Genomic DNA, 25,227 nt, shown 5'->3' with positions numbered 1-25,227 from the left:
AGTGGTTATCTTGTGGAGACAGACAAATGGTCCAGATCGCTCGCGATACCGCCGCTTTTGGTGTTCTCATTCTGTTTGGGCTTTCGCTCACACTTTGGGGCGAAGTTCTGCTGCATGTCGGCTGAGTTTTTCGCTCCTTCAGGCATTTTCCGACGCGGTCGACCGTGGAAAGCGGGAAGAGTGTAGCTTCCGCTTATCGACAGGCCCGGCCCGACGCGAAACACTGGGGACCGGATTCGTTTTCGACGCGTGAGGCATGTGGGCCCCACGGTTCGGTCCCGTTCCCTGCCGTGAGCTCGTGGTGCTCAAAAGCCGCGCGCTCCCGGTGCCTGTATCGCCCCGTATCCAGTTCGTATCGCCGCCTGATGGGCCCTTGCTGTCCGCCCCCGTGCTGCGCAATTCGGACTTGGGCCGTTGACCTGTCCTGCCGGCGTAAATCCGGTGGGTGGCTGGTCCCGGCAGAAGGCGCGTCCCGGCAGGAGGCCGGTTTCGGCAGGGGGGAGCCAGACCATGTCCCGGATCCGTTTGATCGGAGAAGGTTCTTTCATGGCTGATGTCGGTTTCGTTCATCTGCGCGTTCATTCCGCCTTTTCGCTTCTGGAAGGCGCGCTGCCGATTGCCAAGTTGATCAAGCTTGCACAAGCAGATGCCCAGCCCGCGCTGGCCATTACCGACACCGGCAATCTGTTTGGTGCGCTTGAGTTTTCCGAAAAGGCCACCGGTTCTGGCATCCAGCCGATCATCGGTTGCCAGCTTGCCGTCGACTGGGGGGACGACGCTGCCCACCGCAAGCCCGGCGACGCCTATCCGGAAATCGTTCTTCTCTCATGCGATGATGAGGGTTTCGCCCATCTGGTGGAACTGGTCAGTCACTCCTTCATCGATACCGAAACCGGTGTGCGCCCGCACGTTCCAGCCTCGCTTCTGGCTTCCCACTCAGGCGGACTTATCGCGTTGACCGGTGGTGTGGATGGGCCGATTGGACGGGCCATCCTCGGCGGGCAGGAGGAAGTCGCGCTTGGCCGCCTTCTGCGCATGAAGGAGATGTTCGGCGACAGGCTCTACATGGAGCTCCAGCGCCACGGTACGACGGAGGAGCGCCAATGCGAGGGCGTTTTCGTCGATCTCGCCTACAAGCATGATGTGCCGCTGGTCGCCACCAATGAACCCTTCTTTCCCACCGCCGACGATTATGAGGCGCATGACGCCCTGATCTGTATCGCAGAGGGTCGCGTCGTCATCGAGGATGATCGCCGCCACCTGTCGCCGGAGCACTATTTCAAATCGCGGCAGGAGATGATCGAGCTCTTCTCCGATCTGCCGGAGGCGACAGAGAATACGGTGGAGATCGCGCGGCGCTGCCATGTGAAGGTGCCCAAGCGCCCGCCGCTGTTGCCGCGTTTCGCCGGGGCGGATGCCGATCCGGAAGAGGCGGAGAAGGCGGAAGCCGCCGAGCTGGCCCGTCAGGCGCGCGAAGGCCTGGAGCACCGGCTTGAGGCGCATGGTCTGGCACCGGGAACCGAGCGCAAGGACTATGATGAACGGCTAGATTTCGAGCTGAACATCATCACCAACATGAAGTTTCCGGGCTACTTCCTGATCGTTGCGGACTTCATCAAGTGGGCGAAGGCGCAAGGCATTCCTGTCGGGCCGGGCCGTGGTTCGGGCGCAGGCTCGCTCGTCGCGTGGTCGCTCACGATCACCGACCTTGATCCGATCCGCTTCAACCTCCTGTTCGAGCGCTTTCTGAACCCGGAACGCGTGTCGATGCCCGACTTCGACATCGACTTCTGTCAGGATCGCCGCGAAGAGGTGATCCGCTATGTGCAGGAGAAATACGGGCGCGGGCAGGTGGCCCAGATCATCACCTTCGGCACCCTTCAGGCCCGTGTGGTGCTGCGTGACGTTGGGCGCGTTCTCCAGATGCCCTATGGCCAAGTGGACCGGCTGTGCAAGCTGGTGCCGCAGAACCCGGCCAACCCGGTCACTCTGAAACAGGCGATCGAGGAAGAGCCGCGCCTTAAACAGGCAGCCGAAGAAGAAGCCATTGTCGATAAGCTTCTGACCATCGGCCAGAAGCTGGAAGGGCTCTACCGCCACGCCTCCACCCACGCAGCCGGCGTGGTGATCGGAGACCGACCGCTGGAACAGCTCGTTCCGCTTTACCGCGATCCGCGCTCTGACATGCCCGTCACCCAGTTCAACATGAAATGGGTGGAAAAGACCGGCCTCATCAAGTTCGACTTTCTGGGCCTGAAGACACTGACCGTGCTTCAGACGGCGGTGGATCTGGTGGCGCGGCGCGGTATCAAGGTCGATCTCTCCACCATCCCGCTGGATGATCCGCCGACCTACAAGCTCCTCACCGCAGGCGAGACTGTCGGCGTGTTTCAGCTTGAAAGTGCGGGCATGCGCCGCGCCATCGCAGGCATGCGGCCTGACCGTTTCGAGGACATCATCGCTCTGGTGGCGCTCTATCGCCCCGGACCGATGGACAACATCCCCACCTACAACCGCCGCAAGCACGGCGAAGAAGAACCGGACTTCATGCATCCCAAGCTGGAGCCGATTCTGAAAGAGACCCACGGCATCATCATCTACCAGGAGCAGGTGATGCAGCTGGCGCAGATTCTCGCCGGCTACTCGCTCGGTGACGCTGACCTTCTGCGCCGCGCCATGGGCAAGAAGATCGCTGCGGAAATGGAGATCCAGCGCTCGCGCTTCGTCGACGGCGCGAAGGCACACGGCGTCGATGCCGGGCAAGCCAAGACGATCTTCGATCTCGTGGCCAAGTTCGCGAATTACGGCTTCAACAAGTCCCACGCCGCCGCCTATGCGCTGGTCGCCTATCAGACGGCCTGGATGAAGGCCAACCATCCGGTCGAGTTCCTCGCCGCGCTGATGACGCTCGATATGGGCAACACCGACAAGCTCAGCGATTTCCGTCGCGAGGCCCAACGCATGGGCATCAATGTGGTGCCGCCGGATATCAATCGCTCCTGCGCCTATTTCGATGTGCAGGACGGCGAGATCATTTATTCGCTGGCCGCCATCAAGGGCGTGGGCGGACATGTGGTCGAACACATCGAGGAAGTGCGCAAGGACGGACCTTTCCGTGATGTCGGCGATTTCGCGCGCCGCATCAGCCCGCGCCAGATGAACAAGCGGACGCTGGAAAGCCTGATCGCGGCGGGAAGCTTCGACCGACTGGACAAGGACAGGGCGAAGCTCGTGGCCGGGATCGATCGGATCATGGGCGAGGCGCAACGCTCCGAGGAGAATGCCACTCTCGGGCAAGGCGACATTTTCGGCATGGGGGAGCCGGAGCAGCTGCGGCTTGCCGCCGTGGAGCCCTGGATGCCGGAAGAGCAGTTGGCGCGCGAACATGCCGCCGTTGGCTTTTATCTCTCCGCCCACCCGCTCGATGAATATCGCGGCGTGATGGATCGGATGCGCGTCCAGATGTGGGCGAGCTTTGAGGCTTCGGTGAAACGCGGTGCGAATGCCGGGCGGCTGGCGGGTACGATCACCTCCAAGCAGGAGCGCAAGACGCGTACCGGCAATCGGATGGGAATCGTTCGCGTTTCGGATCCGACCGGCCAGTATGAGGCCGTGCTTTTCTCCGAGGGGCTTGCCCAGTTCCGGGACCTGCTTGAGGTTGGCCGCTCGGTGGTGCTGATCGTGGCTGCGGAACTGAAGGAGGAGGGGGTGGGCGTCCGGATCCAGTCGGTGGAGCCGCTGGAGGTCGTCGCCAACCGAATCCACAAGAGCCTGAAGATCTTCCTGCGGGACGGCACGCCGGTTTCCAGCCTGAAGCGGCACCTGTCCCATCGTGGTGACAGCGATATCTCCGTCGTCTGTCTTCTGGATGACGGTGCGCGCGAGGTGGAGGTGCAGCTCCCCGGTCGCTATCAGGTCTCCCCACAGGTCGCCAGCGCGCTGAAGGCGATCAAGGGTGTGGTGCAGGTTGAGATGGCCTGACGGGCACGTGGTTGGGGAACTTGCCGTGTTTCAGCGGTGCTAATCGGCAATGATGCCTTGAAACGTCCGGGCGCTCGCACTATAAGGCGCGCATTCCACACGCGGAGCAGGGCGGCGCTTCATGCGCCTCAGTCCATCCGGTGATCGGGTTTGTTCCCGTTACCGCTCCGTGGAGGCTAACCGGAAAAACGGAGATTAAAGGCATGGCTTTGCCTGATTTTACCATGCGCCAGCTGCTTGAGGCCGGTGTTCACTTTGGCCACCAGAAGCACCGCTGGAACCCGAAGATGGGCGAGTACCTCTTCGGTGTGCGCAACAACGTCCACATCATCGATCTGTCGCAGACCGTTCCGCTCCTTCACCAGGCGCTGAAGGCTGTGTCCGACACGGTTGCCGCCGGCGGTCGTGTGCTGATCGTTGGCACCAAGCGCCAGGCCCAGGAGCCTGTTGCCGAGGCCGCGCGCCAGTCCGCGCAGTACTTCGTCAACGCCCGTTGGCTCGGCGGCATGCTGACCAACTGGAAGACCATTTCCGGCGCCATCCAGCGCCTGCGCAAGCTTGAGGAAATGCTCTCCAACGAGGCGGTCACCGCACAGCTGACCAAGAAAGAGCGCCTCTTCATGGACCGCGAGCGCGACAAGCTGGAGCGCAACCTCGGCGGTATCAAGGACATGGGCGGCATCCCCGACCTGATCTTTGTGATCGACACCAACCGCGAAGGTATCGCCATTCAGGAAGCACGTCGTCTGGGCATCCCGGTCGCTGCGATCCTCGACAGCAACTGCGATCCGGCTGGCATCACCTACCCGGTGCCGGGCAACGATGACGCTGGCCGCGCCATCCAGCTCTATTGCGACCTGATCTCGCGCGCTGCCATCGACGGCATCGCCCGCGCACAGGGCTCCATGGGCATGGATCTCGGTGCCGCGGAAGAGGTTGTCGAGCCGGCGCTTGAGGAAGCGACTGAAGAAGTCGTTGCCACGGCTGACGAAGCCGCGCCCGCCGCGACCGAGTAACACGACCCGCCGGTCGGCTCTTGCGGGCTGGCCGGGCAGGCGCGTTTGGCGCTGCTCCGCTGGGGGCGGCGCAGTCAATGACACAGACGGGGCCGCCGGCGGTAAAACCGCTGCGCGGCCGTCGTTACACATATGATCCCGGTCGCTACGGGTGGCTCGGGATGATCAGCACCACGAGAGGCACTGATGACCATTACCGCTGCAATGGTGAAAGAGCTCCGCGAAAAGACCGGAGCCGGCATGATGGACTGTAAGAGCGCGCTCACCGAAGCCGGTGGCGACATGGAAGCAGCCGTTGACTGGCTGCGCACCAAGGGTCTCGCCAAGGCCGCCAAGAAGGCCGGCCGCGTTGCTGCCGAAGGCCTCGTCGGCGTTGCCGCTTCCGGATCCAGGGCCGCTGTCGTCGAAGTCAATTCCGAGACCGACTTCGTTGCGCGCAACGAGGCCTTCCAGGAATTCGTTCTCGACGTGACCAAGGCCGCGCTGAACGGTGACGGCAATGTCGAGAAGCTGGCAACAGCCGACTATCCCGGCAAGTCCGGTACCATCGAAGAAAACCTCAAGGAGCTGATCGCAACGATCGGCGAGAACATGACCCTGCGCCGCGCAGCCGTCGTGTCGGTGGAAAACGGCATTGTCGCCAGCTACGTCCACAACTCGGTCAGCGATGGCGTTGGCAAGATCGGCGTTCTGGTTGGGCTTGAGTCCACCGGCGATACCGCGAAGCTTGACGCATTCGGCCGTCAGGTCGCCATGCACGTCGCCGCGACCAACCCGCTGGCCCTTTCCGCCGATGAGGTGGATCCGGAAGTCGCCGAGCGTGAGCGTCAGGTCTATTCCGAGCAGGCGCGCGAGTCCGGCAAGCCGGAGAACATCATCGAGAAGATGGTGGAAGGCCGCATGCGCAAGTTCTACGAAGAGTCCACGCTCCTGAAGCAGGCCTTCGTGATCAACCCGGATCTCACCGTTGAGGCCGCTGTCGCGGAACTCGGCAAGGAGATCGGTGCGCCGGTCAAGCTTACCGCCTTTGTCCGCTTCGCCCTCGGCGAAGGGATCGAGAAGGAAGAAAGCGATTTCGCCGCAGAAGTGGCGGCGGCGACCGCCGGCAACTAAATCGATCGGGCGTCGGAGCAATCCGGCGCCCTTTTTCTGTCTGCGCCCGGCCACGCGGAACTGGCCGTTTTAGGGAATATTGAAATGAGCGACGATCTTCGCTGGCGCCGTGTGCTGCTCAAGCTCTCCGGCGAGGCACTCATGGGAGAGCAGGGCTTCGGAATCGACCCGAATGTCGTTGCCCGGATCGTCGGTGATATTGCGGCTGCGGTGCGCCTCGGCGTGAAAATCGGCCTTGTCGTTGGTGGCGGGAACATCTTCCGCGGCGTTCAGGTCGCGGCAAAAGGCGGTTCGCGGACCGCTGGCGATCATATGGGCATGCTGGCGACCGTCATGAACGGGCTCGCACTTGCCGATGCGCTGCGCGGGCAGGGCATCCCGGCGCGTGTCTTCTCTGCGGTCCAGATGCCGTCCATCTGCGAGACATTCACCCAGCGCGCGGCCGACGATCGGTTCGCTGCCGGTGAGGTTCTCGTGTTCGTCGGCGGGACGGGCAATCCGTTCTTCACCACCGATTCGGGGGCCGCACTTCGTGCCGCGGAGATGGAATGCGATGCGATGCTGAAGGCGACCAATGTCGACGGCATTTATTCTGCGGACCCCAAGCTGGACCCGAATGCGGTACGCTACGACCATCTCACGCACCAGGAAGTGTTGGCCAAGGGGCTGAACATCATGGATGCAGCGGCTATTGCCCTTGCCCGGGACAATGCTATTCCGGTAATCGTGTTCTCGATTCATAGCCCCGGCGCTCTTGTCGACGTTTTGCGCGGCAAGGGGTTGGCGACGATCGTCAGCGATTAGGCGCGCCGAGCCGTCTGACCGACGAATGGTCTGGGCCTGTGAAGACCTGGACGGGACTCATTTGCCACATCACTAACCAGCCCCCATGGGCTGGCGCAGGACTTGGCAAAAGCGGTAGTCGGTAAGAGGGGAGACGGCGCGTGCGCGCGTGTTGCACGCATCGCCGGTCAAGAGGCTGCAGGCGCCTTGCGCCGACAAAGGACGTACGAGAGGAAACGATGGCAGACGCTGAACTCGACATGAAGGACCTCAAGCGCCGCATGGATGGCGCTATCTCGGTGCTGAAGACGGAGCTTTCGGGCCTCCGCACGGGCCGTGCATCGTCAAGCATGCTGGAATCGATCACCGTCGATGCCTATGGCCAGCAGATGCCGATCAACCAGGTTGCGACGGTCTCCGTGCCCGAGCCCCGCATGGTTTCCGTGCAGGTGTGGGACAAGAGCATGGTCGGCGCGGTTGAAAAGGCGATCCGCAATTCCAGCCTCGGTCTGAACCCGGTCATCGACGGCACCAATCTGCGCCTGCCGATCCCCGAGCTCAACGAAGAGCGCCGCCAGGAACTGGCCAAAGTCGCCCACAAATATGGTGAGCAGGCCCGGGTGGCCGTCCGTCATGTGCGCCGCGACGGCATGGAAATGCTCAAGAAGCTCGAGAAAGACGGCGATATGAGCCAGGACGAGCAGCGCGTTGCTTCCGATTCCGTTCAGAAGCTCACCGACGAGATGATCTCCGAAATCGATTCCGTCGTTGAGCGGAAGGAAAAGGAAATCTCGCAGGTCTGACGCCCGCGTGCGTCTACCAACGACTGGACCGACATGACCGCAAGCGTGGACGCGAGTGATCTGGTCTCAAGGCAGCCCTCGGATGGGGGCTGCTCGCCTCGTCATGTCGCAATCATCATGGACGGCAATGGTCGCTGGGCAGCCGCCCGCGGCCTGCCGCGCACCGAAGGACACCGCCGAGGTGTCGATGTGATGCGCAGGATTGTCCGCCGCTCCATCGAAAGCGGCGTGGATTATCTGACGCTGTTCAGCTTTTCCTCCGAGAACTGGTCGCGTCCGGCGACCGAGGTCTCTTTCCTGCTCACGCTGCTGCGGCGCTTCGTGCGTACCGACCTCGCCAGCCTTCACAAGAATGGTGTGCGGGTGCGCGTGATCGGCGAACGCGAGGGGCTGGCGCCGGACATCCTCTCTCTTCTGGAGGAGGCCGAGCGTCTGACCGCTGACAATACACTGCTGACGCTGGTCGTCGCCTTCAACTATGGCAGCCGACAGGAAATCCTGTCAGCTGCCAAGAGGCTGGCACGCGATGTGGCTGAAGGCAGGATCGGCGTCGACGAGATCGATTGTGATGAGATGTCCCGGCGGCTCTACACATCCGATATCCCCGATCCCGACCTGATTATTCGCACCAGCGGAGAACAGCGCCTTTCGAACTTCCTGCTGTGGCAGGCGGCCTATTCGGAATTCTATTTCGAAAGCGCGCTCTGGCCGGATTATGACGAGGCGGCTTTCGATCGGGCACTTGCCGACTACGCCAAGCGCGAAAGGCGATTTGGCCGTGTCAGCACGCAGGCCGTGCCATGAACGGCCAGAAGGAGCCCGACAGCGAGGCTGGCCACCCGGCGCAAGCCAGGAAACCGGCTGGTCGGTCCAATCTGTTCTTGCGCGTGGCCTCAGCTCTTGTGCTGGCTCCGGTGTTTCTGGCCCTGGTCTGGTATGGCGGTGCGCCGTTCCTGATCGTGCTGACCATTTCTTCGCTGCTGATCCTCAATGAATGGACCCGGATCACCGGGGCGGCCTTTTCGACTTCGATCGTCGGTGCGGCCGGGCTAGTGGTTGCCTGCGGCGCGGTGTGGTGGGGCTCAGGTCTGACCGCAATCGGTGTGGTTGTTGTGGCGGGGGCGGGTATCCGGCTTTGGGAACTGGTTGCCGGGCATAAGCCATGGTCAGCGGCGGGGGTTCTTTACGCCGGATTGCCAACCGTTGCGCTGGCAGAGCTTCGCCTGGGCGAACAAGGATTGTGGGCGGTTGCCGTGATCCTCGCCCTGACCTGGGCCACCGACATCGCCGCCTATTTCACCGGGCGCGCGTTGGGAGGACCGAAGCTCTGGCCCTCCGTTTCTCCCAACAAGACCTGGTCTGGCGCAATCGGCGGCGTCGTCGGTGGTGCGCTTGCGGCCTCAATCGTTACGCTGGTGAGCGGCATCGGTTTGCCCGTCGTCATCGCGTTGCTGGCAATGGTGTTCTCCGTGGCATCGCAACTGGGCGATCTTGGTGAGTCTGCCCTGAAGCGCCGCTTCGGCGTAAAGGATTCCGGCAGCCTCATACCCGGTCACGGTGGTATCATGGATCGTGTCGATGGGCTGGTCACGGCGACATTTGCGGCCTATGTGGTGGGGCTCCTTGCAAGCGGTGGCGCAGATCCGTCGCTCGGCCTGGCGCTGCTCTAGAAAGCGCCGTCTTTTGCCAGGCAGGCGACGGTCGACAAGCTCTTCGCCTCCGGCAATAAAATAATAAACAGGAACAAATAATTGACCGACGTTCTTGAATCTCCCTCGGAGCCGCGAACCGAGCCTTTGCGGCTTGTCATTCTTGGTTCGACGGGCTCGATCGGGTGCAACACGGTCGATCTGATCTCTCATCATCGTGACGGATTCGAAGTGGTGGCGCTGGTTGCGAACCGCAATGTGAAGCGGTTGGCTGAGCAGGCGCGCGCGCTTCGCGCAAAGCGCGCCGTGGTTGCCGATGCCAGTTGTTACGGCGCGCTTTGCGAGGAACTTGCGGGCTCCGGCATCGAGGCGGCCGCGGGACCGGAAGCTGTGGTGGAAGCCGCGGTCATGGCTGCGGACATGGTTGTGGCCGCGGTTGTCGGTGCCGCAGGTCTGGCGCCAACGCTTGCGGCCGTGCGGGCCGGGCGAACGGTGGCGCTGGCCAACAAGGAATCCCTCGTATGTGCGGGACGTCTGGTGATGGCGGAGGCGAGGCGCCATGGGGCCACGATCCTGCCGGTCGATTCCGAGCACAACGCGGTATTCCAAGTCTTTGAGGGACCGAATGCGGGGCGCGTGGAAAAGGTGATCCTGACGGCCTCGGGCGGACCCTTCCGAACCTGGAGCCGGGATCAGATCGAAGCGGCCACGCCGGAAGCCGCCTTGCGTCATCCGAACTGGGCAATGGGCGCGCGCATCACCATTGATTCCGCAACGCTGATGAACAAGGGCTTCGAACTTATCGAGGCTTATCATCTTTTCCCGGTTGAACAGGACCAGCTCGACGTGCTGGTGCATCCGCAATCGGCGATCCACGGCCTCGTGCAATATTGTGACGGTTCGTTGCTGGCTCAGCTTGGCGCCCCGGATATGCGCACCCCGATCGCCCATTGCCTTGCCTGGCCGCGTCGGATCCAGGTGCCAGCCGCACGGCTGGATCTGGCGCAGCTCGGCGCCTTGACGTTCGAAAAGCCGGATATGGAGCGGTTCCCCGCGCTTTCTCTTGCCCTGTCTGCTTTACGCCGCGGGCAGGGGGCGGAAGCGGTTCTCAATGCGGGTGATGAGGTTGCCGTTGCCGCATTTCTGGAACGCCGGATCGGGTTCGCCGATATCGCGCGCGTGGTGGAGGCGGCGATTGAGATGGCCGAGCGGGCGGGTATTCTGGCGGAGCCGACGTCCTTAGACGATGCCATGGTGCTGGATGGCGCGGGGCGGCGCTTCGCAAATGAAGTGATCACGCGTCTGGGGGGAGGTGATGTTTGAGGTTTGAGGGCCCATCACTGACCCTGCCTCAATCATGCCGTCCTTTGGCAGAACTATCTAAAATGCCTGTGCCTGTGCTTGTCGGAGATCTCCCCCGAAGCCTCGCCATTCGGCATCGAATTCGGTAATCCTATCGTGTTACCGTGGGTGACCTTGAAAGAAACGGTTTGGGTGAATGGCAATTCTGACGGATCTCGGCGCGCTGGTCTGGGGCTACATCATTCCCTTCCTCTTTGTGCTGACCATTGTGGTGTTCTTTCATGAACTCGGTCACTTCCTGATTGCCCGCTTGTGCGGGGTGAAGGTGGCTGCGTTCTCGGTCGGTTTTGGACGAGAATTGATCGGCTTCAATGATCGCCGGGGCACGCGCTGGAAAATCTCGCTCATTCCGCTGGGGGGCTATGTGAAATTCCTCGGCGACGAGAATGCCGCCTCCGTGCCTGATCGCGAGACGGTGCAGGCGATGAGTGAGGAAGAGCGCCGCGGCAGTTTCTTCGCGAAGTCGGTCGGCCAGCGCGCCGCCGTCGTTGCCGCCGGGCCCTTCGCCAACTTCATCCTCGCCATTGTTATCTTCGCTGCCCTGTTCTCCATTTACGGGCGCAGTTATTCGGTGCCGCGCGTGGACGCGGTCCAGGAGCAAAGCGCAGCCGCCGAAGCCGGGTTCCAGCCCGGCGATGTGATCCTCTCCATCGATGGTGAGGCGATTCAGAGCTTCGGGGACATTCAGCGCATCGTGACCATGAGTGCGGATATCCCGCTTCAGGTCGCGGTTGAGCGTGATGGTCGGGAGGTGACCTTGGTCGCCACGCCAAAGCGCCGCGAGATTACCGACCGGTTCGGCAATGTTCAGAAGGTCGGGCTGCTTGGTCTGACCCAGAACACACGGCCGGATGACCGGTACACGGTCAGCTATGGCCCGCTTGAAGCGGTAGGTGAGGGGGCGAAGGAGACGTGGCAGGTCATCTCGCGCACGGGCATCTTCATTGCCGGCGTCTTCTCGGGCCGCGAGGATGCTGACCAGTTGGGCGGGCCGATTCGCGTCGCGCAGTATTCCGGCCAGGTCGCTACCCTTGGGTTGGCGGCCTTGCTGAACCTGGCAGCGGTGCTTTCGGTCAGTATCGGACTTATCAATCTGATGCCTGTGCCGATGCTCGATGGCGGCCACCTGCTGTTCTACGCCTATGAGGCGACGGTGGGTAAGCCGTTGCCGGACAAGGTTCAGGATGTGGGATTCAGAATCGGGCTCGCGCTCGTGTTCATGCTTATGATTTTCGCGACTTTCAATGACGTGAAGTCACTCGTAGGGGTTGACGTGGGCTGGTGAGGCACCTGTGGCGGGGATTCGGCGTGGCTCAGACGCAACGCTTGTTGCGAAATTCAGCCATTGTCGGTTGAAACCGCGCTAAGTGGTTGCGTTGCTTTCCAAAGACTGTAAAACGTCAAGCTGCGTTGGGCACTCTGCAGGGATGCGTGTGTCTGCGGCTCCGGGGATTTCCAAGACAAAGGGCATAGCGTTTCTATGCGCATTATCAGCAAACTGTTCCGGGTATCGGTTGTAACTCTGGCACTTCTCGGCGCTGCCGCGATGACGCCGGGTGGGTCTGTTAGCCCGGTTGGGACCGCAGAGGCTGCCGTTGCTCGCGCGATCGTCGTTCAGGGCAATACGCGAGTCGAAGACGAAACGGTTCGCGCCTATGTGACCGTAAAGCCGGGTAGGGCCTATGGCGCTTCCGACATCGATGAGTCGATCAAGGCGCTGTTTGCGACTGGTCTGTTCGCCGATGTTCGGATCGTTCCGCAGGGCGGCAACCTCGTTGTTACGGTCACCGAGAACCCGATCATCAATCGCATCTCGTTTGAGGGTAACAAGAAGCTCAGCGACGAGGCCTTGACTGGCGTTATCCAGTCCAAGCCCCGCTCGATGCTGACCCGTGCCCGCATTCAGTCCGACGTCCAGCGCATCCTGGAAGCCTATCGTCGCTCCGGCCGTTTCCGTGCGACCGTTGAGCCGAAGATCATTGACCGTTCGAGCAATCGTTCCGATCTGGTCTTTGAGATCAACGAAGGCGACAAGACCGGCGTCGAGCGCATCACCTTCATCGGCAACAAGAACTTCTCCGACGGTCGTCTGCGCGACGTGATCCGCACCCGTCAGAGTGGCTTCCTGAGCTGGCTGCGCACCACCGACATCTATGATCCGGACCGTCTCAATGCCGATCAGGAGCTGCTGCGCCGTTACTATTACAAGCATGGTTATGCCGACTTCCGCATTGTCTCGGCTGTCGCCGATCTCGATCGCGAGCAGAACGTCTTCTATGTGACCTTCACTGTCGATGAGGGTGAGCAGTATACCTTCGGCGATGTCGAGGTGGTCTCGTCGCTCCAGGGCGTCGATGACGAGAGCCTGAAGTCCTATCTGCGCACCGAGACGGGTGATACCTACAATTCCGAGGCGGTTGAAAAGACGCTTGAGGATCTGACGATCGAGGCAGCCAACCGCGGTTATGCCTTCGCTCAGGTTCGTCCGCGCGGTGATCGTGACTACGAAAATCACACGATCGGCATCTCCTACTACATCGAGGAAGGCCCGCGGGTTTACGTCGAGCGGATCAATATCCGTGGCAACGATCGTACCCGCGACTACGTGATCCGTCGTGAGTTCGATATTGCGGAAGGCGACGCCTATAATCGCGTGCTGCTCGACAAGGCCGAGCGTCGTCTGAAGAATCTCCGTTTCTTCAAGAACGTTTCGATCACCTCCGAGCGCGGCAGTGCTCCTGACCGTGTCGTCGTCAACGTGAATGTTGAAGAAGAGTCCACCGGTGAAGTGTCCTTCGGTATCGGTTACTCGACCTCCGATGGCGTGATCGGTGATATCTCGATCACGGAGCGCAACTTCCTCGGTCGCGGTCAGTTTGTCCGTGTTGGCGTCGGTGGTGGCAGCGACAAGCACACTTACGACTTCAACTTCACCGAGCCGTATTTCCTCGGTCGCCGGATTTCGCTCTCGCTGGAAGCCTACCAGCATGTCTACGAGAACAATTCGGTTCGTGACTACGATCAGAAGGAAACCGGCGGTGGCTTTGGTTTCGGTCTTCCGCTTCGCGATGACGAGCTGAAGCTGAATCTCTTCTACAAGATCTATCAGACGAAGATCTCGAACCTCGATCCGGGTGCGTCGCAGATTCTTGCGGATGCCGAAGGCAAGCGCCTGACCTCTCTGGTTGGCTACTCGCTGGTCTACAACACGCTGGATGACAACAGTAATCCGCGTGATGGCATCTATGCGAAGTTCCAGCAGGAATTTGCCGGTGTCGGTGGCGATGCACGTTACCTGAAGACGACTGTTGAGGGCCGCTATTACCAGGAGCTTATCCCGGACTGGGGCCTGGTTGGTATGCTGAAGGGCACGGGCGGATCCATTCACGGGATCGGCAAGCGCCTGCAGTTCACCGATCAGTTCTTCATTGGTGGTGAGACGATCCGTGGCTTCGAGACCTCCGGTATTGGTCCGCGTGACATCGGTTCCGATGATGAAGCCTTGGGCGGCACCTATTACGCTGCTGTCACGGCCGAAGCGACGTTCCCCTTCCCGGGTGTTCCGGAGGAGTTCGGTCTCGCGGGTGCCGTCTTCGTGGATGCCGGTTCCCTGTGGGGGATCGACAACGACCTGAAGAACAAGGCGAAAAAACTTGGTGCCGACGATTTCGATCTGCGCGCCTCTGTCGGCTTCGGCCTGATGTGGAAGTCGCCCTTCGGACCGCTGCGTGCTGACATCGCCGTGCCGGTTATGAAGAACGATGCGGATGAGACGCAAATCTTCCGCATCGGCGGTGGCACCCGCTTCTAAGCCGCCGCTACCCCTAACGCTTGGATCGGCCGTCGCTCGTGAGGGTGGCGGCCGTTCGCATATTTGGACAAGTTCGATGAATGATCCGGTCTTCTTTCCGGCCCCCGTACCGGTCTCGGTCTGCCAGATCGCCGCTTGGGCCGATGCAGAGATCGTCCGCGGCGATGCCGATACACTCATTTCCGGCGTCGCACCGCTTGATGCGGCGACGAGCGGCACGCTCGTTTTTCTCGATAATCCGCGTTACGCGGGGCAATTGGAGAAGACAGAGGCTGCCGCCTGTCTGGTCGCGAAAAAATACCTCGGCCGGGTGCCGGAGGGGGTGATCCCGCTTCTGACCCGCGATCCCTATCGCGCTCTTGCTAAGGTCATGGCGCACCTCTATGCGCCGGCCATGCGCCCGGAGGGCGCGTTCGGGGAAGGAGAGGCGAGCGTTCATCCGTCTGCGACCGTGGATACATCTGCCGTGCTTGAGGACGGGGTGCGCGTGGAAGCCGGCGCGGTTATTGGTCCGCGCGTTGAAATCGGGAGTGGCTCCGTGATAGGTGCCAATGCGGTTGTTGCCGCCGGGTGCCGGGTCGGGCGGGGGTGCTCAATCGGGCCCAATGTGACGCTTCAGCATGCGCTTCTGGGGAACCGGGTCTATCTGCATCCCGGCGTCTGCGTTGGGCAGGACGGATTTGGTTTTGCCATGGGGCTTGAGGGACATCTCAAGGTCCCGCAGATCGGGCGCGTTGTCATTCAGGACGATGTTGAGATCGGTGCGAACACCACGATCGACCGTGGTGCGAACCGCGATACCATCGTTGGCGAAGGAACCAAGATCGACAATCAGGTGCAGATCGGCCACAACGTCGTGATCGGTCGCAATTGCGTGATTGTTTCGCAGGTTGGTATTTCCGGAAGTTCAACCCTTGGTGATTTTGTTGCAATTGGCGGCCAGACCGGCGTCAATGGCCATGTGACCATCGGCATGGGCGCGCAGATTGCCGCTGTCAGTGTTGTCAGGGATGACATTCCTGCCGGTGCACGCTATGGCGGCGTCCCTGCAAAGCCGGTCAGGCAATGGTTCCGCGAGATGACGGCATTGCAGCGTCTTGCGGAAAAGAACGGGAAGGACGCGGGGTAGGACGGCGAAAAGCCTCCGACCACGCTTGGGGTGGAAGACGGAACGACGAGCGAACATATGAGCGAAGAACAGCAGACGGAGTTGGGCAGCGCCGATATCCTCAGGATCATGAAGATGTTGCCGCACCGCTATCCATTTCTGATGGTCGACAAGATCATCAATATGAAGGGCGATGAGTCCTGTATCGGCATCAAGAATGTGACCATCAACGAGCCGCACTTCATGGGCCATTTCCCTGGCCGCCCCGTGATGCCGGGCGTCCTGCTGATCGAGGCCATGGCCCAGACGGCGGGGGCGCTTTGCGTTCACGCGAAGGGCACCGAAGGCGAGCCGCAGCTTGTGTATTTCATGACCATTGATGGGGCGAAGTTCCGCAAGCCGGTTCTGCCCGGCGATCAGGTCGAAATCCACGTGGAGAAGATCCGCAGCCGCGGCAGCATCTGGAAATTTGCCTGCGTGTGCAAGGCGGACGGCGCGAAGGTCGCTGAAGCCGAAGTCAGCGCCATGATGGTGAACGAGTGAGTCTGAAATGACAAAAATCCATCCTTCCGCGATCGTCGAGGACGGCGCGAAGGTCGGGGAGGGCGTGACGATCGGGCCCTTCTGCCACGTCGGACCCGAGGTGGAACTGGCAGAGGGTGTCGAACTCAAGTCGCACGTCGCCGTTGCCGGCGATACGCGCATTGGCGCGCGGACGGTGATCTTTCCTTTTGCCTCAATCGGGCATCAGGCGCAGGATCTGAAATACCACGGCGAGAAAGCGACACTGGAAGTCGGCGCCGATTGCATCATCCGCGAAGGCGTGACGATGAACGCGGGGACCGAAGGTGGCGGTGGCCGCACTGTCGTCGGCGACAAGTGCGCATTCCTGGCCAATTCCCATATCGGCCACGATTGCATTCTGGGTTCCAACATCGTCCTGTCCAACAACGTGATGATCGCCGGCCACGTGAGTGTCGGCGACAACGTGATCATGGGTGGCGGGTCCGCGGTCATCCAGTTTACCCGCGTTGGTCCGCATGCCTTTGTTGGCGGTCTTGCGGGTCTTGAAAACGATCTCATTCCCTTTGGCACTGTCATGGGCAACCGGGCGCGTCTGAGCGGATTGAACCTTGTCGGTTTGAAGCGCCGAGGATTTCCGCGCGAGCAGATTCATGCCGTGCGTGCCGCCTATCGCGAGCTTTTTGAAAGCGAGGAAGGCACGCTCAAGGAACGTGCGGAAGCCGTGGCCGCCGGAAGCCCGGATGAACCTTTGGTTCAGCAGGTATGTGAGTTCATTCTTGCAGCCGGTGACCGGCGCATCTGCACGCCGCGTGTTTCCGGCGAATAGGCCGTAAGCGGACCCAGATCGGGCGTTGCCGCGGTGAGGATGGCTATGGCGCATGAAACCGGGGGCCACGCGGCCCGTCGCACGGCAGTAATCTGCGGAAATGGTGTTCTGCCGGGTGAGGTCATTGCTGCCGCCCGCAAGGCGGGCCGCGATCCTGTCGCGGTCGGCATCAAGGGAGAGGCGGATCCTGCAATCGAGGATTTCGGGCCCGCGCTCTGGTTTGACTGGGGCGAGATCGGCAAGATGCTCGCCGCCCTGAAACGGGCAGAGGTGCGCGATGTCGTGCTGATCGGCGGGGTGATGAACCGTCCCGATTTCCGTGCCATCCTGGGCGATTTCGGGACCATGCGTCGCCTTCCGCGCATTCTGGGTGGCTTGCGAAAGGGCGATGACGGTCTGTTGAAGATCGTCATCGATCTGTTTGAAGCCGATGGTTTCCACGTGATTGGGGCGCACGAACTTGCTCCTGCGCTTCTGGCATCCCAAGGAGCGTTCGGCCGTCATGCTCCGGATGAAGAGGCCATGCGGGATCTTGCGCTCGCCAGTGAGGCTGCGCGCACCCTCGGGCGTCTTGATATCGGTCAGGCGGCAGTCGCCGTAAACGGTCGGGTCATCGCCACCGAAGCCGCGGAAGGCACGGACGGCATGCTTCGGCGCTGCCTTGAGCTGAAAGAGGTTGGCCGCGTGCGCTGGAAGGGCCGGGCAGGCGTTCTGGCGAAATGCGTGAAGCCCGGACAGGAGCTCCGCGTTGATCTGCCTTCGATAGGCCCGAAGACGGTTGAAATGGCCGCCGAGATCGGTCTCGCAGGCATTGCGGTCGACACCGGACATGTTCTGGTTGCAAGCCGCGCTGAGACGATTGCGCTCGCCGACAGGCTCGGTCTTTTCCTGTATGGCCTTGCCGATGTGCCAAATCACACAGATCAATCCGGCGGAGCCGAACATGAGTGAGGAACCGGGCGAGCGGCCGTTTCACGTCTTTATCGTGGTGGGAGAGGAGTCCGGCGATCAACTCGGCGCGCGTCTGATGCGGGCGCTGCGCAAGCGCTGTTCCTCCGTGACGTTTTCAGGCACCGCAGGGCCTCGTATGCAGGCCAAGGGCACGGAGAGCCTGTTTCCGCTCGCTGACATCTCCGTAATGGGGCTGACGGCCGTTCTGGGTCGCCTGCCGACCATCATCCGCCGCGTTCATCAGACGGTGGATGCTGCGGTGGCTGCCGATCCCGATCTCATGGTGATCATCGACAGTCCCGATTTCACCCACGCGGTCGCAAAGCGTGTCCGCAAGGCCGCGCCGCATATTCCCATCGTGGACTATGTGTCCCCGTCCGTCTGGGCCTGGCGTCCGGGCCGCGCGAAGCGCATGGCGGCCTATGTGGACCATTTGCTCGGCATCCTTCCCTTCGAACCTCAGGTTCACAAGGAGCTTGGCGGCCCCCCGTGCAGCTATGTCGGCCATCCGCTGATCGAGCGCCTCGACGAGCTGCGGCCGGCCCCGGAGGAGCGCGGCAAGCCAGGCACGGTTCCGCCCGTACTGCTCGTTCTGCCCGGAAGCCGCACGAGCGAAGTCGGTCGCCTGCTGGAGCCCTTCCGCGAGACAGTGGAGCGGCTTTATCGGGAAAAGCCGGATCTTGAGGTTCTGCTGCCGACCGTGCCGCACCTGGCCGACCACGTTCGCGCGGAGGTGGTTCGCTGGAAGGTGCCGGTTTCGGTGACGACAGGCGAAGCGGAAAAGTTCACCGCCTTCCGCCGGGCTCATGCGGCGCTTGCTGCTTCTGGAACTGTGACGCTTGAGCTCGCCATTGCCGGTGTGCCGATCGCGGTCTGCTACAAGCTCGATTGGTTCTACCGTCGCCTGAAGCAGATCCATCGCTTCTTTCCCATCGTCAAGACGGCCTCCATGGTGCTGCCCAACATCATTCTGGGGCGCAACGTGGTGCCGGAGTTCCTTGATGACGAGGTGGATGCACAGCGTCTGGCGCCGCTTCTGGCGGATCTGTTGGCCGATACCCCGGCGCGCGCCGAGCAGGTGGGGGCGTTTGAGGAAATCGAGGCCAAGATGGTGCTCGACAACGGCGAAAGCCCCAGTGAGCGCGCCGCGCGCATCGTCTGCGATGTGATGAAAGCGCAACGCAGGGCGGTCTGACCGGCTGGTCGTCTTCGTCTGGCTACAAAAAAAGGGCGCCCTCAGGGCGCCCTTTGCATTTCTCAGGTCTGAAGCCTTTAGCGACGCTGGCCGATCGGCACGTAGTCGCGAGCTTCCGCACCGGTGTAGAGCTGGCGCGGACGACCGATCTTCTGGGAGGGATCTTCCACCATTTCCTTCCACTGCGCGATCCAGCCGACGGTGCGCGCAAGCGAGAAGAGCACGGTGAACATGGAAGTCGGGAAGCCCAGGGCGCGAAGCGTAATACCGGAATAGAAGTCGATGTTCGGATAGAGCTTCTTGGAAACGAAATACTCATCCGACAGCGCGATGCGTTCCAGCTCCATGGCGACGTCGAGGAGCGGATCGTCCTTGATGCCCAGTTCCGCCAGCACTTCGTGGCAGGTCTTCTGCATGATCCGGGCGCGCGGATCGTAGTTCTTGTAGACCCGGTGACCGAAGCCCATCAGACGGAACGGATCGTTCTTGTCCTTGGCGCGGGCCACATATTCGGGAATACGGTCGACGGTTCCGATTTCCGAAAGCATCGTGAGGGCGGCCTCGTTCGCGCCACCATGCGCCGGGCCCCACAGGCAAGCGATGCCAGCCGCGATGCAGGCGAACGGATTGGCACCGGAGGAGCCGGCCAGGCGAACCGTGGATGTGGACGCGTTTTGTTCGTGGTCCGCATGCAGGATGAAAATGCGATCCATCGCGCGCGCAAGGACCGGGTTCACCTTGTAGTCTTCGCAGGGAACCGAGAAGCACATGTGCAGGAAGTTCGCCGCATAGTCGAGATCGTTGCGCGGGAACACGAAGGGCTGGCCAATGTGGTATTTGTAGGCCATGGCCGCAATCGTCGGCATCTTCGCGATCATGCGCAGCGACGCGATCATGCGTTGGTGCGGATCGGAGATGTCGGTGGAGTCATGGTAGAATGCGGAAAGCGCACCCACGACACCGCACATGACCGCCATCGGATGGGCGTCACGACGGAAGCCGGAGAAGAAGCGGGTCATCTGCTCGTGGATCATCGTGTGATAGGTCACGCGATGCACGAAGTCGGCCTTTTCCGCAGCGTTCGGCAGGTTGCCGTAAAGAAGCAGGTAGCACGTCTCCAGGAAGTCGCCGTTGTCGGCCAGCTGCTCGATCGGATACCCGCGATAGAGCAGGGTGCCCTCGTTGCCGTCGATATAGGTGATCTCGGATTCGCAGGAGGCGGTCGAGGTGAAGCCCGGGTCGTATGTGAACATCCCGGTTTGTGCATAAAGCGACGAAATATTCACAACATCCGGCCCGATGGAGCCTGGAAGGACATCAAAGTCCCAGCTGTTGTTGCCGAAAGTGAGTGTCGCTTTTTTATCGCTCATGAAGAACCCCCTTATGGAAGAGACCAAGGTCCGCGTTTCTGATCGCAAGAGACACTCTTCGATCCTGAACGGACAAGCCGAGAAACGGCGGGAGGAATTATTGCGGTCTCCGTACCCTATTTGGTGCAATGCCGCAAGCTGCACTGACATTCTTGCCCAGTACCGGGCGCGTTACCCCTCCGACACGCTGCCGGAGGGGTATATAGGCAATAGCTAATGGAAGGAAATAGAGGTGCTGCTTACAGTTTTGATTATTCTGCCTGATCCTTGATACGTGCAAGGGCTTCCTCTCGTCCCAGAACCACCAGAACGTCAAAGATTCCGGGCGAAGTCGTGCGCCCGGTCAAGGCTGCGCGAAGCGGTTGCGCGACCTTGCCAAGTTTGATTTCCGCTTCCGCCGCATAGGCACGAACGGCAGCGTCGGTCTCTTCCACGGTCCATTGCGAGACCGCTTCCAGCTTCGCCGCAACGCCCGCAAGGACCGCACGCCCCGCATCATCCAGAAGCTTGGAGGCCTTCTCGTCCGGCTGAAGCGGCCGCTGCGCCCAAAGATAAGAGGCGCTGTCAGCCAGCTCGATCAGCGTCTTGGCGCGCTCCTTCAGGCCGGGCATCGCCGCCAGAAGCTTGGCGTCGAGTTCCGGATCCGCCTCAAGACGGGCCAGCAACTCCGGGCCGCCCTCGCCATAGGGCAGGAACGCCTTCAGCGCCGCATGCAGCTCTGCGTCTCCCGTTGCGCGCATGTACTGGCCGTTCAGGGCTTCAAGCTTCACAAAGTCGAACCGTGCCGCCGATTTGCCGATGGCCGGAAGGTCGAACCATTCCAGCATCTGCGCATCGCTCATGACTTCATCATCGCCATGCGACCAGCCGAGGCGTACGAGGTAGTTGCGCATGGCCTGTGGCAGGTAGCCCATGGCGCGATAGGCATCGACACCCAGCGCCCCGTGGCGCTTGGAGAGCTTTGCGCCATCCGGTCCGTGAATGAGCGGAATATGCGCCATGACAGGCACATCCCAGCCCATAGCCTTGTAGATCAGCGCCTGGCGGGCGGCATTGGTCAGGTGATCGTCGCCACGTACCACATGGGTGACGCCCATATCGTGATCATCCACCACCACGGCCAGCATATAGGTCGGGTTGCCGTCTGAGCGCAGCAGAATGAGATCGTCGAGGTCCTTGTTCGGGAAGGCGATGCGGCCCTGGACCTGATCCTCGATCACGGTTTCGCCGTCCAGCGGAGCCTTGAGGCGGACGACCGGTGCGACACCCTCGGGAGCCTCGGACGGATCGCGGTCACGCCAGCGTCCGTCATAGCGCGGCGGGCGGCCCTCGGCGCGGGCCTTCTCGCGCATCTCAGTCAGCTCTTCCTGCGTCGCGTAGCAGTAATAGGCCTGCCCCGCAGCCACGAGTTCGTGCGCCACTTCGCGATGCCGCTCGGCACGTCCATATTGCGAAATCCAGTCGCCGTCCCAGTCAAGCTCAAGCCAGTTCAGGCCATCGATGATCGCATCGATGGCGGCATCGGTGGAGCGTTCCCGGTCGGTATCTTCGATACGCAGCAGCATCTTGCCGCCGCGACCGCGCGCATAGAGCCAGTTGAACAGCGCCGTGCGTGCGCCGCCGATATGCAGGAAGCCGGTGGGAGAGGGGGCGAAACGGGTGACGATCTCGGACATGAGGTTCTGACAGTGTCTTTCTGGCAATCTGCCGGGGGCGCGGTCATGGCCCGTTGGTCCGGCAGACGATTGAACGGAAACGCGATTCCTTGCGGCATTGGGCGCGCTCTGGCGTAAATATGCGCAGCGGACCTTCGCCTGGAGCATCGCGGTCGGCGTTGGTGTAGCATAGGGGGGCGGCAGGCAGAAGGGCTGCCAAAAAAACCAGAGGGAGGGTCCCTTCACGCGGCGATGGGGCAGGCGGTCCCGCGTCCCCGAATGGGGCCGGCGGGTCGGCCGTTTGCGAAGCCATTTCTACGCTCAAGGCAACAGGCGCGTCCATCGTCATGTTGCCTGAGCGGTCCGGATTGGCGCAGAAGATAAAACGGCGTGTCGGGTCGACAAGGCCACCCGGAACCTCATTGCTCGGTTTCGGAGGAATAAGAAATACGTCTGGCGCAAGGCTGCGCAGCCGGTTTGTCCGTTCCTATCTCTCGCTGGTCGATGCAATGCGTCGGGATCTGGAACGCGGGGGTGGGTTTCCCTGGCTGATCGTGTGCTACGCCTGTGGGATCTGGCTCTATTTTGAGCTCCCGCGCGAACCGCAGCTATGGGCCACGCTGCCTTTGGCGCTTGCGATGTCTGTCGCGGCCACAACGCGCAGACGGCGCGGTCACGCGGCCTTTGTGATGCTGGCCTTGACAGCCATTGCGGCTGGATTGGCCATAGCGGATCTTCGTACATGGTTGGTGGCAACGCCGCGTCTTGCCGCGGAGAGGACCCATACGGTCAAAGGCTGGGTGGAGGCGGTGGAGCCACGCGCCGTCGGCTATCGGCTGAGCGTGCGCCCGATGACAATAAGCGGTGTCGAAGCGAGCGCCATGCCGGCGCGTATCCGTGTTACGGGCCGCGCGGAGCCCACGCCCGTGGCCGGAGAAGCCGTTCGCTTCCGCGCGCGTCTGTCGCCCCCGCAAGGGCCTGTTCTTCCCGGAGGATACGCCTTCGACCGGGCCGCCTTTTACGAGCAGGTCGGAGCCTATGGCTTCATCTTCGGGCGTGTGGAACGTGATGGCGAGCAAGCGCGCACACGCCCGTCATCGATACGCCTGAAAGCCGCATTGGCCTCCCTCCGTGCCAGGATTGGCGAACGCATCCGCGAGACCTATGGGGGCGATTCCGGGGCGATTGCCGCTGCGTTGATTGTTGGGGAACGCGGCGCGGTTTCCGAAGAAGCGCAGGAGGATCTGCGGATCGCTGGGCTGGCGCATGTTCTCGCCATTTCGGGAATGCACATGGCGCTCGTGGCGGGCGTCGTCTTCTTTGCCATCCGGGCGGTACTGGCGCTGAGCCCGGTACTGGCACTTTATCATCCGATCAGGAGCTGGGCTGCCGGTGGGGCGCTTGCCGCCGCGACGCTCTATCTCGCCATTTCTGGAGGTTCGATCGCCACGCAGCGCGCCTATGTCATGGCGGCGGTCGTTTTCCTTTCCATGATAGCGGGACGTCCGGCCGTGACCATGCGCTCCGTCGCTCTGGCTGCTGCAATCGTGCTGACGCTTTCCCCCGAATCCCTGTTGCAGCCGGGGTTTCAGATGTCCTTTTCTGCCGTCATTGCGCTGATCGCAGCCTACAGGGCACTTTTTGAGGCACGACGACGGCGACAAGGAAATCGGCAGGCGCGGGAAATCGTTGGGCGGTCGATGCTCCGGCGCGGCATGCGCCTTGCCGTGTTGTGGGGGGCGGGGCTCGTCATGACTTCGCTGATCGCGGGGCTTGCGACCGGCCCGGTTGCGCTCACGCATTTCTTCCGCAGCAGTCCCCTCGGTCTGATCGCCAATGTCGCCGCGATGCCGCTTGTGAGCCTGATCATCATGCCCCTGGCTGTTGTGAGCCTGGTCACCATGCCTTATGGGCTCGACCCGCTTCCCCTATACCCAATGCAGGCAGCCATTGATGCGATGCTGGCAATCGCCGCGAAAATCGCTGAATGGACACCCGGCGGAGGTGTTATCGGGGCAATCGGTAATGCGCCTGCCATTCTCTTCACCGGGGGGCTCTTATGGATAGCGCTCTGGTCCTCACGGTGGCGGTATCTCGGGATCGCGCCTGTCTGTCTGGCGGTTCTCGTTGGCGCGATGCATGAAAGCCCGGACATGATCGTGAGCGAGGACGGACGCACAATCGCCCTGCGCGGGCCCGACGGGCATCTTGCTCTGGATATTGGTTCGGGCGGAAAATTCGGCGCAGAGATCTGGCTCAGGTCGGACGGGGATGCAGCCGAGCTGAAGTCACGCGAAGTCGACGGGCGGATGCGGCGCTGCGATGCGGAGGCTTGTATCTACACAATTGCTGCGCCCCGCGAGGCTCCACTGTCCGCGGAGGCTGGAGCCGAGGTAGTCCTTCAGCACCTTAAAACCAATGCGCCCGACGATCTTGTTGCGGGGCTTGAGCCCGGGGCTGCCCCTTCCGGCATGGAGCGCAACCCAGGCATCTCCAGAGAGGGTGACGGGGAATACGAGAGGGGCTGGGCGAGCAAGGGACGCATGCGCCTGAGCGATGAAGCACCGCACCGACGCGTGATCCATGTCTCAAGGGTCATTCGCCCCGAGGCTTTCGCGGAGGATTGCCTCCGCGCCGATATCGTCGTGACGGCTCTGACGGCCCCGGCCAATTGCGCAGACCATGCAATCGTGATCGATCGGGCGTTTCTCAAGATCCACGGTGCAACCGCGCTCTATTGGCGAGAAAAGATACAGAACGTCTCTGCCGTGACGGGCGAGCCCCCGGCCTCGCAGCGCGAAAAACGCGCCGCGAAAGCCGACGTCACGCGCGATGCCAAACCATTTCCGACGCAAACCACGCCGCCTCAGGATCTGCCCGCCAAAACGCTTCGCAGCGTTGCGGCAAAGCCTGCGACCCATCCGCCGCCAGCGCCACTGGATCGGATCGTGCCCCACATCGTGACCGCACGCTCCGCCCAGTTGAGGCCATGGCAGATGCGTCCGGCGCCATGACTTGCCCGCCTGGCGGTCATGGCCGTGCCGCCCCGGCGAAGATGGGCCCGCTCGAACGGCCTGAG

General features: G+C 61.9%; 18 protein-coding genes. 16 read left to right on the top strand and 2 right to left on the bottom strand.

The features are described from left to right. Positions 1–546: 546 nt before the first annotated feature. From dnaE to lpxB, 15 genes are all read left to right on the top strand, one after another. Positions 547–3,981: a DNA polymerase III subunit alpha gene (gene dnaE, locus ABGM93_RS06185; RefSeq protein WP_321504377.1), complete on the top strand. Its 3,435-nt coding sequence runs from the start codon at positions 547–549 to the stop codon at positions 3,979–3,981. Between the two features lie 203 nt (positions 3,982–4,184). Continuing rightward, on the top strand, positions 4,185–4,997 hold the full coding sequence (rpsB, locus tag ABGM93_RS06180) for a 30S ribosomal protein S2 (RefSeq protein WP_319773992.1): 813 nt from the start codon (positions 4,185–4,187) through the stop codon (positions 4,995–4,997). 186 nt (positions 4,998–5,183) lie between these two features. Beyond that, on the top strand, positions 5,184–6,110 hold the full coding sequence (tsf, locus tag ABGM93_RS06175) for a translation elongation factor Ts (RefSeq protein WP_321504375.1): 927 nt from the start codon (positions 5,184–5,186) through the stop codon (positions 6,108–6,110). Between the two features lie 84 nt (positions 6,111–6,194). Then, positions 6,195–6,914, top strand: coding sequence for a UMP kinase (gene pyrH, locus ABGM93_RS06170; protein WP_321504373.1), 720 nt, complete (start codon positions 6,195–6,197; stop codon positions 6,912–6,914). A gap of 218 nt (positions 6,915–7,132) precedes the next feature. Continuing rightward, positions 7,133–7,696 carry a ribosome recycling factor gene (gene frr, locus ABGM93_RS06165; protein WP_321504371.1) on the top strand — a complete coding sequence of 188 codons (564 nt, stop codon included), beginning with the start codon at positions 7,133–7,135 and terminating at the stop codon, positions 7,694–7,696. A gap of 33 nt (positions 7,697–7,729) precedes the next feature. Continuing rightward, positions 7,730–8,500, top strand: coding sequence for an isoprenyl transferase (locus tag ABGM93_RS06160; RefSeq protein WP_321504368.1), 771 nt, complete (start codon positions 7,730–7,732; stop codon positions 8,498–8,500). Next, entirely contained in the window at positions 8,497–9,366 is an 870-nt protein-coding gene (locus ABGM93_RS06155) for a phosphatidate cytidylyltransferase (RefSeq protein WP_321504366.1), read from the top strand. The genes ABGM93_RS06160 and ABGM93_RS06155 overlap by 4 nt, the downstream gene beginning before the upstream one ends. A gap of 81 nt (positions 9,367–9,447) precedes the next feature. After that, positions 9,448–10,668, top strand: coding sequence for a 1-deoxy-D-xylulose-5-phosphate reductoisomerase (locus ABGM93_RS06150; protein WP_321504364.1), 1,221 nt, complete (start codon positions 9,448–9,450; stop codon positions 10,666–10,668). A gap of 175 nt (positions 10,669–10,843) precedes the next feature. Next, the gene (gene rseP, locus ABGM93_RS06145; protein WP_321504362.1) at positions 10,844–11,992 is read left to right on the top strand and encodes an RIP metalloprotease RseP; all 1,149 of its coding nucleotides are present in this window, start codon (positions 10,844–10,846) and stop codon (positions 11,990–11,992) included. Positions 11,993–12,187: 195 nt separating this feature from the next. Next, positions 12,188–14,518, top strand: coding sequence for an outer membrane protein assembly factor BamA (bamA, locus tag ABGM93_RS06140; protein WP_321504360.1), 2,331 nt, complete (start codon positions 12,188–12,190; stop codon positions 14,516–14,518). Positions 14,519–14,594: 76 nt separating this feature from the next. Further along, entirely contained in the window at positions 14,595–15,647 is a 1,053-nt protein-coding gene (lpxD, locus tag ABGM93_RS06135) for a UDP-3-O-(3-hydroxymyristoyl)glucosamine N-acyltransferase (RefSeq protein WP_321504358.1), read from the top strand. 57 nt (positions 15,648–15,704) lie between these two features. Then, complete coding sequence (gene fabZ, locus ABGM93_RS06130) at positions 15,705–16,169, top strand: 3-hydroxyacyl-ACP dehydratase FabZ (protein ID WP_321504355.1); 465 nt, start codon at positions 15,705–15,707, stop codon at positions 16,167–16,169. 7 nt (positions 16,170–16,176) lie between these two features. Further along, the gene (gene lpxA, locus ABGM93_RS06125; RefSeq protein ID WP_321504353.1) at positions 16,177–16,977 is read left to right on the top strand and encodes an acyl-ACP--UDP-N-acetylglucosamine O-acyltransferase; all 801 of its coding nucleotides are present in this window, start codon (positions 16,177–16,179) and stop codon (positions 16,975–16,977) included. Positions 16,978–17,022: 45 nt separating this feature from the next. Beyond that, positions 17,023–17,928 (top strand): UDP-2,3-diacylglucosamine diphosphatase LpxI, encoded by a 906-nt coding sequence (lpxI, locus tag ABGM93_RS06120; protein WP_321504350.1) that lies wholly within the window; start codon positions 17,023–17,025, stop codon positions 17,926–17,928. Then, complete coding sequence (gene lpxB / locus ABGM93_RS06115) at positions 17,921–19,123, top strand: lipid-A-disaccharide synthase (protein WP_321504347.1); 1,203 nt, start codon at positions 17,921–17,923, stop codon at positions 19,121–19,123. Before lpxI ends, lpxB begins: the two co-directional genes overlap by 8 nt. Positions 19,124–19,200: 77 nt before the next feature. Here the strand turns inward: lpxB and gltA are convergent, their stop codons facing one another. Continuing rightward, on the bottom strand, positions 19,201–20,493 hold the full coding sequence (gene gltA / locus ABGM93_RS06110) for a citrate synthase (RefSeq protein WP_321504345.1): 1,293 nt from the start codon (positions 20,491–20,493) through the stop codon (positions 19,201–19,203). Between the two features lie 251 nt (positions 20,494–20,744). Beyond that, positions 20,745–22,169, bottom strand: a complete 1,425-nt coding sequence (gltX, locus tag ABGM93_RS06105) for a glutamate--tRNA ligase (protein ID WP_321504343.1) — start codon at positions 22,167–22,169, stop codon at positions 20,745–20,747. Between the two features lie 401 nt (positions 22,170–22,570). Between gltX and ABGM93_RS06100 the strand changes: the two genes are divergently transcribed. Then, the gene (locus ABGM93_RS06100) at positions 22,571–25,162 is read left to right on the top strand and encodes a ComEC/Rec2 family competence protein (RefSeq protein WP_321504341.1); all 2,592 of its coding nucleotides are present in this window, start codon (positions 22,571–22,573) and stop codon (positions 25,160–25,162) included. The last annotated feature ends 65 nt before the right edge of the window (positions 25,163–25,227 follow it).

It is taken from the genome of Breoghania sp. (assembly GCF_963674635.1).
In the GTDB taxonomy this organism is placed as follows: Bacteria; Pseudomonadota; Alphaproteobacteria; order Rhizobiales; family Stappiaceae; genus Breoghania.
This window is presented reverse-complemented; position numbering and strand designations above follow the sequence as displayed.

What these genes read in the sequence shown, in the direction of transcription:
- dnaE (WP_321504377.1), top strand. Translation starts at nt 547, where the DNA reads ATGGCTGATGTCGGTTTCGTTCATCTGCGCGTTCATTCCGCCTTTTCG.
- rpsB (WP_319773992.1), top strand. Translation starts at nt 4,185, where the DNA reads ATGGCTTTGCCTGATTTTACCATGCGCCAGCTGCTTGAGGCCGGTGTT.
- tsf (WP_321504375.1), top strand. Translation starts at nt 5,184, where the DNA reads ATGACCATTACCGCTGCAATGGTGAAAGAGCTCCGCGAAAAGACCGGA.
- pyrH (WP_321504373.1), top strand. Translation starts at nt 6,195, where the DNA reads ATGAGCGACGATCTTCGCTGGCGCCGTGTGCTGCTCAAGCTCTCCGGC.
- frr (WP_321504371.1), top strand. Translation starts at nt 7,133, where the DNA reads ATGGCAGACGCTGAACTCGACATGAAGGACCTCAAGCGCCGCATGGAT.
- ABGM93_RS06160 (WP_321504368.1), top strand. Translation starts at nt 7,730, where the DNA reads ATGACCGCAAGCGTGGACGCGAGTGATCTGGTCTCAAGGCAGCCCTCG.
- ABGM93_RS06155 (WP_321504366.1), top strand. Translation starts at nt 8,497, where the DNA reads ATGAACGGCCAGAAGGAGCCCGACAGCGAGGCTGGCCACCCGGCGCAA.
- rseP (WP_321504362.1), top strand. Translation starts at nt 10,844, where the DNA reads ATGGCAATTCTGACGGATCTCGGCGCGCTGGTCTGGGGCTACATCATT.
- bamA (WP_321504360.1), top strand. Translation starts at nt 12,188, where the DNA reads ATGCGCATTATCAGCAAACTGTTCCGGGTATCGGTTGTAACTCTGGCA.
- lpxD (WP_321504358.1), top strand. Translation starts at nt 14,595, where the DNA reads ATGAATGATCCGGTCTTCTTTCCGGCCCCCGTACCGGTCTCGGTCTGC.
- fabZ (WP_321504355.1), top strand. Translation starts at nt 15,705, where the DNA reads ATGAGCGAAGAACAGCAGACGGAGTTGGGCAGCGCCGATATCCTCAGG.
- lpxA (WP_321504353.1), top strand. Translation starts at nt 16,177, where the DNA reads ATGACAAAAATCCATCCTTCCGCGATCGTCGAGGACGGCGCGAAGGTC.
- lpxI (WP_321504350.1), top strand. Translation starts at nt 17,023, where the DNA reads ATGGCGCATGAAACCGGGGGCCACGCGGCCCGTCGCACGGCAGTAATC.
- lpxB (WP_321504347.1), top strand. Translation starts at nt 17,921, where the DNA reads ATGAGTGAGGAACCGGGCGAGCGGCCGTTTCACGTCTTTATCGTGGTG.
- gltA (WP_321504345.1), bottom strand. Translation starts at nt 20,493, where the DNA reads ATGAGCGATAAAAAAGCGACACTCACTTTCGGCAACAACAGCTGGGAC.
- gltX (WP_321504343.1), bottom strand. Translation starts at nt 22,169, where the DNA reads ATGTCCGAGATCGTCACCCGTTTCGCCCCCTCTCCCACCGGCTTCCTG.